The sequence below is a fragment of the Acinetobacter sp. CFCC 11171 genome (genome assembly GCF_003268405.1).
GTDB lineage: Bacteria > Pseudomonadota > Gammaproteobacteria > Pseudomonadales > Moraxellaceae > Acinetobacter > Acinetobacter amyesii.
Window position 1 is genome coordinate 1 of sequence record NZ_LQXP01000061.1, and the last position, 8627, is coordinate 8627.

Consider the following 8627-nt stretch of genomic DNA (forward strand, 5'->3'; position numbering starts at 1 on the left):
GGTCCAGTAGCAAGCTACCTTCCCCCGCTCGACTTGCATGTGTTAAGCCTGCCGCCAGCGTTCAATCTGAGCCATGATCAAACTCTTCAGTTAAAATCATTTCGAACTTTATAAGTAAAGTTCTTAAACTTGGCTCATCAATTTTCTGACAAATATTTCTCAAATAAACTTCGAGTAATTTCTACCATTCAATCAATGAAAATAATTTCGATCGATCAATCAGTAAAAATCCACACAAGTTGTTCTTCATAATCTCTTAATGATCTTTCTAACATCTCGTCAATGCTAGAAGCTGGACTTCGATAAACTTAACAACTCAACGCTTCGCGTTTCGTTCGTTTCCGTCTATCTCGTCGGTATGGGGTGCATTCTAGAGCATTTCAGAATCATTGCAACCCCCAATTCACTATATTTTTCACGTATGTATTTTTTATAAGCGTTTTTGCTAAAAAAAATTGCACTTTTTACCTATTTTTTAAGCATTTTTTATAAATATTTAGCAAATAGTCGATATTTAATTAAGTAAATTTCTTATATCTAGCAAATCTTTTTCAGCGCTTTTAAATCTAATAAAAGTAGCTTTGATTATTTATTGATCATTAGTCTACTTTTCTTCCTCAAAGCACATCATTTTTTTCTGTCATCACACCTATTCAAGCTTTATAGACATTTTTTTGCGTGCATTTTTATATTTCCAAGCATTTTTTAACGTTCAAATGCTAAATGTTGCATGACTTCCAAGATGACTTGTTGCTTTCCACGGAAATCCTCGGCAGAAAATAGCAGCTTGGCACGTCGAGGGAGTTGTTCTCGTACCAATGCAAATAGTTGGTACTGTGCTGCGATATCCAAATCATGTAATTGTTGCTGCGCCTCACAAAATAATGCTCGCTTATACTGTGTGGTTTGGTGATCAAATAAATATCTCAAGATTCGATCAATCTGTTCATCATGATTATCGGTATTGTAATACGCCATGTTGTTGCTCTTTTTTGATTTTTGACCATTGTTCCATAAGGCCTGTTTTTGCAAAAATCATTTTAATTACATGCTTAGTCATTTTTGCTGATAAAAATACAGCCTATTTTATTTGAATAATCACTATTAACGATCACAGTCATAAAAAGCCACTATTTTTGGGCTTTAGACGCATAGAGCGCAGGCTGCGTTTTACGTACACTCTTTTTATTTTTTAGGTGCAGGATGCCAACACAGTTTTTTCCACGCTTATTCTTACTATTAGGCGGATTAGGATTTTTGGCTTTTGGTGTCGTACTCTCTATACATTCAAATTTAGGGACATCCCCTATTTCCTCGGTGCCCTATAGCTTTAGCTATATCTTTCCTCTCACCGTCGGCACATTAACAGTATTAATGCATATCGTCATGATCCTGCTGCAAATGCTGATCTTAAAATCACGCTTTCAATGGATACAGTGGCTGCAATTACCCGTGGGAATTTTGTTTGGTGCATTTATTGACGGTTTAATGTGGCTGACCCAAGGCTGGAGCATAGAAAGTTACCCACTTCAACTCCTAGCTTGCTTGGCAAGTTGCCTGATTACTGCTTTAGGTGTGAGCTTAGTGGTCAAAGCCAGTCTAGTCCTCTTGGCCGCAGAAGGTCTCTATCAAGCCATTGCTGTTCGTTATCGCCTTGATTTTGGCAACTGTAAAACCTATGGCGACATCCTCTTGGTCAGTATTGCGGTTATCAGCAGTTGGCTGGTCTTACATCAAGTCATCGGAGTCCGTGAAGGCACCATTATTACCGCACTTTTAGTGGGAACATTAGTTAAGCGGATCTTACCTAAATTAAGCTTCATTCAATTTGGCCCTAAGCCCTAAAATAAAACTCAATAAACATCTATCTGAGTAAAGACATTTTAAAGCTCGATTGAATCGGGCTTTTTTCTGGAGCGATTAAAGTCTTTAATACAGAAATAAATGTGATTTTTGAAAGGAATAACTCAATTTTACAAATAAAAAAGGGAAAGATCTCTCCCAAAATCTTTCCCTTAGAATTGAATCTTTAGTCGATCCATCGTGTAGTTATTATAGTTATTTGTTAACTCACTAAAAAAAAGAGTCCCTTGGGGAAGAGACTTATAAAAAGTGGAGTTATCGTTATGTACCCTCTAGATGGTATATATATCTCTCTAGATGAATAAATCATATACATAAAATTCAAGAAATGCAACACATTTGGCAAAATTTAAGTGTTGTTTTTATAAGGTTTTTTTTGAATTTGCTGATTTATATTATTAATATATTAATTGGTAAAAAAAAGCAGGCCGAAGCCTGCTTTTAATTCAATAACTTAACTAAAAATTCAAGAATTTATTAGTCGGTAAAAGTTACTTTTGCGATCGATTTTTTGCTCGCTTGGATAATCAAAGTTTTGTTTTCTGACACAGCATAACCTGCATCAACCACTTCCCAATCCACTTTCACTGCACCACGACCAATTGCATCTTTTGCTTGAGCTGCATTTTTAGTCAAACCCGCTTCACGCAAAATAGAAGTAATGAAAATCTCACCACCAAATGCGCCACGAGAAATAGTCACTTCTGGTGTACCTTCTGGAAGTTCACCTTCAGTAATCAAGTTGCCTGCACCTTTGTGCGCATTTGCCGCAGCTTCTGCGCCATGGAAACGCTCAACCAATTCAAGTGCAAGAATTTTCTTCACTTCTTGTGGATTACGACCTTCAGCCACTTCTTTAAGTAACTGTTGAATTTCTTCAATCGATTTAAAGCTCAACAAGTCAAAGTAACGTTCGATCAAATCATCTGGCATTGAAAGCACTTTTTGGTACATCGCACCCGGTGCATCAAATACAGCAATATAGTTACCCAAAGATTTAGACATTTTATTTACGCCGTCTAAACCTTCAAGAATTGGCACAGTAATGCACACTTGAGATTCTTGGTCATAACGGCTTTGTAATGTACGACCCATCAGCAAGTTAAAGGTTTGGTCTGTACCACCTAACTCTACATCCGCTTCTAGTGCAACTGAGTCATAACCTTGTACCAATGGATATAAAAATTCGTGAATCGCAATCGGTTGATGGCTGTTATAACGTTTAGTGAAGTCATCACGTTCCAACATACGTGCCACAGTTTGCTGTGAAGCTAACTGAATCAAGTCAGCAGCAGTTTTTTGACCAAACCACTCTGAGTTAAACACAACTTTAGTTTTCGCTGGATCAAGAATCTTAAATACTTGTTCTTGATAAGTTTTAGCATTTTCTAAAACTTTTTCACGAGACAACGGCGGACGCGTAGCGCTCTTACCCGTTGGGTCACCGATCATGGCTGTATAGTCACCAATCAGGAAGTAAACTTCATGACCTAAATCTTGGAAAACTTTTAATTTATTAATCAGAACCGTATGACCTAAATGTAAATCAGGTGCAGTCGGGTCAAAACCCGCTTTAATTTTTAATGGGCGATTCTGCTTTAATTTCTTAAGAAGATCTTCTTCAGAAATAATCTCATGTGTGCCTCGTTGGATGAGGGCAAGTTGTTCTTCAGCCGGCAGGAAATTTGACATCACAAAATCCAAATAGATCAGTTATACAATTTGTGCGATATACTAACACTTTTTCAGCACATTGCAGGCTTAAGAATCATCATGACAGCGATCTACATTGGGGTAATGACCGGCACAAGCATGGATGGTGTCGATATTGTTGCTGCTTCTTTTGATCCTTTAGAGATTCATGCAACGCTCACACTTCCCTTTGACCCAGACCTTCGTGATGAACTGATGGCACTTACTTTGCCTGATGATAACGAAATTGATCGCATGGGTAAGGCAGACGTTGCTTTAGCTCAAATGATCGGTCATGGCATCAATGAATTGATCGAGAAGAATCAGCTAGATCGTAGTCAAATCAAGGCGATTGGCTCACATGGACAAACCATCCGTCATCGCCCAGAACATGGTTTTACCCTACAAATTGGCGACCCAAACATTATCACCGAACTCACTAAAATCCCGGTGATTTCAGACTTCCGCCGCCGCGATATGGCTGCGGGTGGTCAAGGCGCACCTTTAGTTCCTGCGTTCCATCAAGCGCTTTTCCAACATGACACCATTCACCGTGTGATTTTAAATTTGGGTGGCATTGCCAATGTCAGCATGTTACCTGCGGGTAAACCTGAAGATGTCTATGGCTTTGATACAGGCCCTGCCAACATTTTAATGGATGCTTGGTGCGAACGTTATACTGGTCAGCCGTATGATGAAAATGGCAACTGGGCGGCTTATGGTCAGCCTATTCGCAGCCTGCTCGACCGCTTACAAGCGCATGAGTTTTTCTCTAAGGAACCGCCAAAAAGTACAGGTCGTGAAGACTTCAATCTAGAATGGTTAGATGAACAGATTCTCGATTGGCGTGGAGATCTCGAATATGACGAACTCGAAGATACGCCAGAAAACATTCAAGCAACCTTAATGAAACTCACCACACGTGCCATTAAAAAAGCCATTTACCGTTCTGATATGGATACCGGTGAAGTCTATGTCTGTGGTGGTGGTGCATATAATTCACACCTTTTAGAACAACTGCGCTGGCGTCTACGTAAACATGAATGGACGGTGCAAAGTACCGCAGATTTAGGCTTAAGCCCAACATGGGTGGAAGCGACGGCCTTTGCTTGGTTGGCGATGCGCTTTGTCAATCAGCTTAGTGCAAATTTACCAAGTGTGACGGGTGCTGCTGGCTATCGTATCTTAGGTACAATCACTGCGGTTTAAGAGTCAAAAACATATAAAAAAGTCTGCAATTGCAGACCTTTTTTTATATAGACAAGCTTTTATATAGATTAACTACTATATAAAAGCATAGCTAAAACTTAATTCATCATTGCCTTGGCATGTTCATTACGGAAAGCCTGTAAAATCTGCTGTCCCGCCCGACCTGTTGGGCTTAAACCCAGTCGATTTTGCTCTTGTCGAATGGCTTGACGGGTTTTATCTCCAATTAATCCATCCACTTTACCAATGTCATAGCCACGGTTAAGTAAAAATTGTTGAATCTCTCGTCGTTCCGCACGTGAAGTCCCAGGATCATCGGTTGGCCATGTCGTACTAAAGCCACCCTTGCCTTGCAAGCGATCGGATAAATGCGCAATCGCTAATGCATAACTCTCTGCCGCATTATAGCTGTAGATTGCATCGAAATTTTTAAACACCAAGAACACAGGCCCACTTGCCCCAGCCGGTGCCATTAAACCTGCTTGGCTCGATCCAGAAAGGTTACCTTGAATTAACGGCGTACCATCGGCACGCTGCAAACCACGATTCATCCAGCTGTCTAATGACTTTTTATTACGGCGACTTTCACCACTGATCGACATTCCTTCGGGAATTTTTACTTCAAAGCCCCACGGCTGACCAGTTTGCCAACCACGCTTTTTCAGGAAATTCGCAGTTGAAGCCAACGCATCCGTGGTACTCGACACCAAATCACGGCGGCCATCACCATCAAAATCCACGGCCAGTTCTTCATAGGTACTCGGCATAAATTGGGTATGACCAAATGCACCTGCCCATGAACCTTTCAATTGAGATTCATTTAAATCACCACGCTGCAAAATCCGCATGGCTGCAAAAAACTCGCCACGGAAATAGCTTTGACGGCGTCCTTCACAACTTAAAGTGCCCAATGACTGTAATAACGGATAGCTACCCGCAATATCACCAAAATTACTCTCCACACCCCAAACCGCGACCACAGTTTCAGCAGGCACACCATAAGCCGCCGCGACACGGTTTAATACATCACGATGCTGCGCCAATTTCTGCCGACCCAGTTGTACACGCTCTTCATCCACCAGTCCTGACAAATAGTCCCAAATCGGTGTTGAAAACTCAGGCTGATAGTTGAGCTTTTCAATCACAGAATAATCAGGTGTTAAATTTTGTGTATAGCGATCATAAGTTGACGCATTCACACCAGCATTCATTGCTTGCGAGCGCAAATTGGCTAAACAGCCTTGAAAGTTATTTTGTGGTGAAATGCTGCTTGTTGCAGGCATGCTCGACGCATTGACAGACTGACCATTAATAATCAACTCGGCATTTGCCTGAGTTATTGCCAAAAAAGCAGTCCCGAAAACAAATCCTAAGTGATGCTTCATACCCTTGATCTTTTTTTGAATTTAAATTGTTGCTTTAACAATAGCAGCTCAAAGCAAAAGTTAAAGGTTCAAAACGTAAATTTAAATTCATAATTTCTACTTATTTAAATTCATTTTTTAAATTTGAATTCAAAAGCAGTTATCCACAACCTTGTTTTAAATTCATTACAAACCAAACAGCGGTTTAAATTTAAATTCAAAACTTTTAAATTTAAAAATAAACTGCATGTAGAAAAAGTTATCCACAAATTCAAAATGGCGTGACAATTCATTTTTTATTGTTGATAATCAAAATATTATAGTTCTTAAAAGACTCTCTTTATAGATCCAATAAGTCTGATCAACTTTTAAATTCAAATTTTTAAATTTAAACACAACGAAATGAATTCATTTTTTCAAATTTAAATTCATAAACTTTGAATTCATTGTTTTCGGTATCGGATTTTTGAATTCAAATTCATGGTTTAAATTTAAAAACACAATTTGAATTCAAAACACATTGGTTATTTTTGATTTTGATTCACACACATCGCAGGCCATTGATACGGAAAAAACCATACGAAGATTCGCGCAGAATATTTATAAACGAACGAACACTTTATGATCAATAGTTTCTTGTCGTTTCACCGATAAGCGGTGTGATTTTGCAAAGAGGCGCAATGATGCCCGAACTACAGCGATAAAAAAAGCGGCCATGTGCATGACCGCTTTTTTATCATTCAAACTCAGGTTTAAATGGTCATATCTTCGCTAAGTGCCAGTGGATTCGGCAAAATTTTCGCCAAAGCACGACATAAAGCTGTTAATTCAGCAGTATCATTCGGCATTAAAGTGATGTGACCGATTTTGCGGCCTTCACGCTCTGTTTTGTTATACAGATGCAAATGCGCGCCATTCAGTGCCAATACATCTTCAGATTTCGGATGTTGGCCAATGATGTTTACCATGACCGTTGGACGAACAACTTCAGTCGAACCCAAAGGCAAACCTGCTACAGCACGAATGTGGTTTTCAAACTGTGAACACACTGCACCTTCAATCGACCAATGCCCCGAGTTATGCACACGTGGCGCCATTTCATTGGCATATAAGCCTTTATCGGTCACAAACAGTTCTAGCGTCAAAACACCGACATAATTCAAATGATTGAGCAGGCGAGTAATGTAGTCTTGCGCAACTGGTTGTAAGTCTGCGCTGTTTGGCGCAGGCACAATCGAATGCGACAAAATGCCGTTGTGGTGGTGGTTTTCCGCCAATGGCCATGTTTTCACATCACCGTCTTGACCACGCACCGCAATGATTGAGACTTCACGTGAGAAGGTTACAAAGCTTTCCGCAATCAATTCACCAGCAGGGCCCAGTTCAGCCCATGCTTGATCCATTTGCTCAGCGCTACGTAGCACAAATTGACCTTTACCGTCATAACCGCCACGCGATGTTTTCAGTACGATGGGTAAACCCAGTTCAGCAACAGCGGCTTGTAAACCCTCGAAAGATGTCACGGCCTTATAAGGTGCAACTGGGATAGCCAATTCATCAAACAAAGCCTTTTCGGACAAACGATGCTGTGCAATCGCTAAAGCTTGGCGCGGTGGGTGCAATGCTTTATTCTTGGTCAACACATCAACATCTGCTAACGGAGTATTTTCAAACTCTAAGCTGAAAACATCTGCGCTCTGAATGAAATCTTGCAAACCATTTTCAGCTTGAGTCGAAATCACTGGACCCAGCGCTGCAGAAGGGCAGTCGGTACTCGCTTCAAAGAAGGTGCATTGAATGTTTAAAGGTAATGCCGCTTGCGCCATCATACGACCCAACTGGCCACCACCAAAAATACCAATGGTTTTATCCATGAGAAATGCCCCTTAATTAAGCTTGACCCGGAATATTTTTACTCGCCACTTTATCGGTTTGCGCAGCACGGAAATCTGCAACATTTTTTGCGATTTCAGGCCGTGTTAAACCTAAAATTTGTGCAGCCATGATCGCCGCATTGGTTGCACCCGCTGGGCCAATGGCCAAAGTACCGACAGCAATCCCTGCAGGCATTTGTACAATTGAAAGCAGTGAATCAACACCATTTAGAATCGATGATTTTACCGGTACGCCGAGTACAGGCAAATCAGTCTTGGCTGCACACATGCCTGGTAAATGTGCTGCGCCGCCAGCACCGGCAATAATTACTTGAATACCACGATCACGTGCGGTTTCGGCATATTCGAATAATCGATCTGGAGTTCGGTGTGCAGATACTACTTCCGCTTCAAATGGGACGCCAAGCTGTTTGAGCATATTGGCAGTGTTTTCTAGCGTTGCCCAATCCGATTGAGAACCCATGATAATTCCAACGAGAGGAGTGTCTTGTGAAGCGGCCGCATTCATTGCAATGTTTCCAGAGATTAAAGTAAGAGAGAGTAAATCTCGACTAGAGCCAAGCTTTAATAAGAGCCCCGTATTATAGACTGAAAATTCATCTCA

7 protein-coding genes and 1 rRNA gene are annotated in these 8627 nt (G+C 40.7%); 2 read left to right on the forward strand and 6 right to left on the reverse strand.

What is annotated here, in order from left to right:
- Both AVJ20_RS17400 and AVJ20_RS17405 read right to left on the reverse strand, forming a co-directional pair.
- Nucleotides 1-93, reverse strand: a 16S ribosomal RNA gene (locus AVJ20_RS17400); the annotation flags it as partial.
- Between the two features lie 612 nt (nt 94-705).
- Nucleotides 706-978: a hypothetical protein gene (locus AVJ20_RS17405; protein WP_111886092.1), complete on the reverse strand. Its 273-nt coding sequence runs from the start codon at nt 976-978 to the stop codon at nt 706-708.
- 225 nt (nt 979-1203) lie between these two features.
- Between AVJ20_RS17405 and AVJ20_RS17410 the strand changes: the two genes are divergently transcribed.
- Nucleotides 1204-1845: a YczE/YyaS/YitT family protein gene (locus AVJ20_RS17410; protein ID WP_162689805.1), complete on the forward strand. Its 642-nt coding sequence runs from the start codon at nt 1204-1206 to the stop codon at nt 1843-1845.
- A gap of 495 nt (nt 1846-2340) precedes the next feature.
- On the opposite strand, the gene tyrS is transcribed toward AVJ20_RS17410, so the two are convergent.
- On the reverse strand, nt 2341-3573 hold the full coding sequence (tyrS, locus tag AVJ20_RS17415; protein WP_171319336.1) for a tyrosine--tRNA ligase: 1233 nt from the start codon (nt 3571-3573) through the stop codon (nt 2341-2343).
- Nucleotides 3574-3636: 63 nt separating this feature from the next.
- On the opposite strand from tyrS, the gene AVJ20_RS17420 reads away from it, so the two are divergent.
- Nucleotides 3637-4764 carry an anhydro-N-acetylmuramic acid kinase gene (locus AVJ20_RS17420; RefSeq protein WP_078189534.1) on the forward strand — a complete coding sequence of 376 codons (1128 nt, stop codon included), beginning with the start codon at nt 3637-3639 and terminating at the stop codon, nt 4762-4764.
- Nucleotides 4765-4862: 98 nt separating this feature from the next.
- Here AVJ20_RS17420 and AVJ20_RS17425 read toward each other — a convergent pair whose 3' ends face one another.
- The 3 genes from AVJ20_RS17425 to purE form a co-directional block, all read right to left on the reverse strand.
- Nucleotides 4863-6149 (reverse strand): lytic murein transglycosylase, encoded by a 1287-nt coding sequence (locus tag AVJ20_RS17425; RefSeq protein WP_111886090.1) that lies wholly within the window; start codon nt 6147-6149, stop codon nt 4863-4865.
- 731 nt (nt 6150-6880) lie between these two features.
- On the reverse strand, nt 6881-8002 hold the full coding sequence (locus AVJ20_RS17430; protein ID WP_111886091.1) for a 5-(carboxyamino)imidazole ribonucleotide synthase: 1122 nt from the start codon (nt 8000-8002) through the stop codon (nt 6881-6883).
- Nucleotides 8003-8018: 16 nt separating this feature from the next.
- Complete coding sequence (gene purE, locus AVJ20_RS17435) at nt 8019-8531, reverse strand: 5-(carboxyamino)imidazole ribonucleotide mutase (protein WP_078189531.1); 513 nt, start codon at nt 8529-8531, stop codon at nt 8019-8021.
- Nucleotides 8532-8627 lie beyond the last annotated feature (96 nt).

Coding starts and splice junctions, on each gene's coding strand:
- AVJ20_RS17430 (WP_111886091.1), bottom strand. CDS start 8,002: ATGGATAAAACCATTGGTATTTTTGGTGGTGGCCAGTTGGGTCGTATG.
- AVJ20_RS17425 (WP_111886090.1), bottom strand. CDS start 6,149: ATGAAGCATCACTTAGGATTTGTTTTCGGGACTGCTTTTTTGGCAATA.
- purE (WP_078189531.1), bottom strand. CDS start 8,531: ATGAATGCGGCCGCTTCACAAGACACTCCTCTCGTTGGAATTATCATG.
- AVJ20_RS17420 (WP_078189534.1), top strand. CDS start 3,637: ATGACAGCGATCTACATTGGGGTAATGACCGGCACAAGCATGGATGGT.
- AVJ20_RS17410 (WP_162689805.1), top strand. CDS start 1,204: ATGCCAACACAGTTTTTTCCACGCTTATTCTTACTATTAGGCGGATTA.
- AVJ20_RS17405 (WP_111886092.1), bottom strand. CDS start 978: ATGGCGTATTACAATACCGATAATCATGATGAACAGATTGATCGAATC.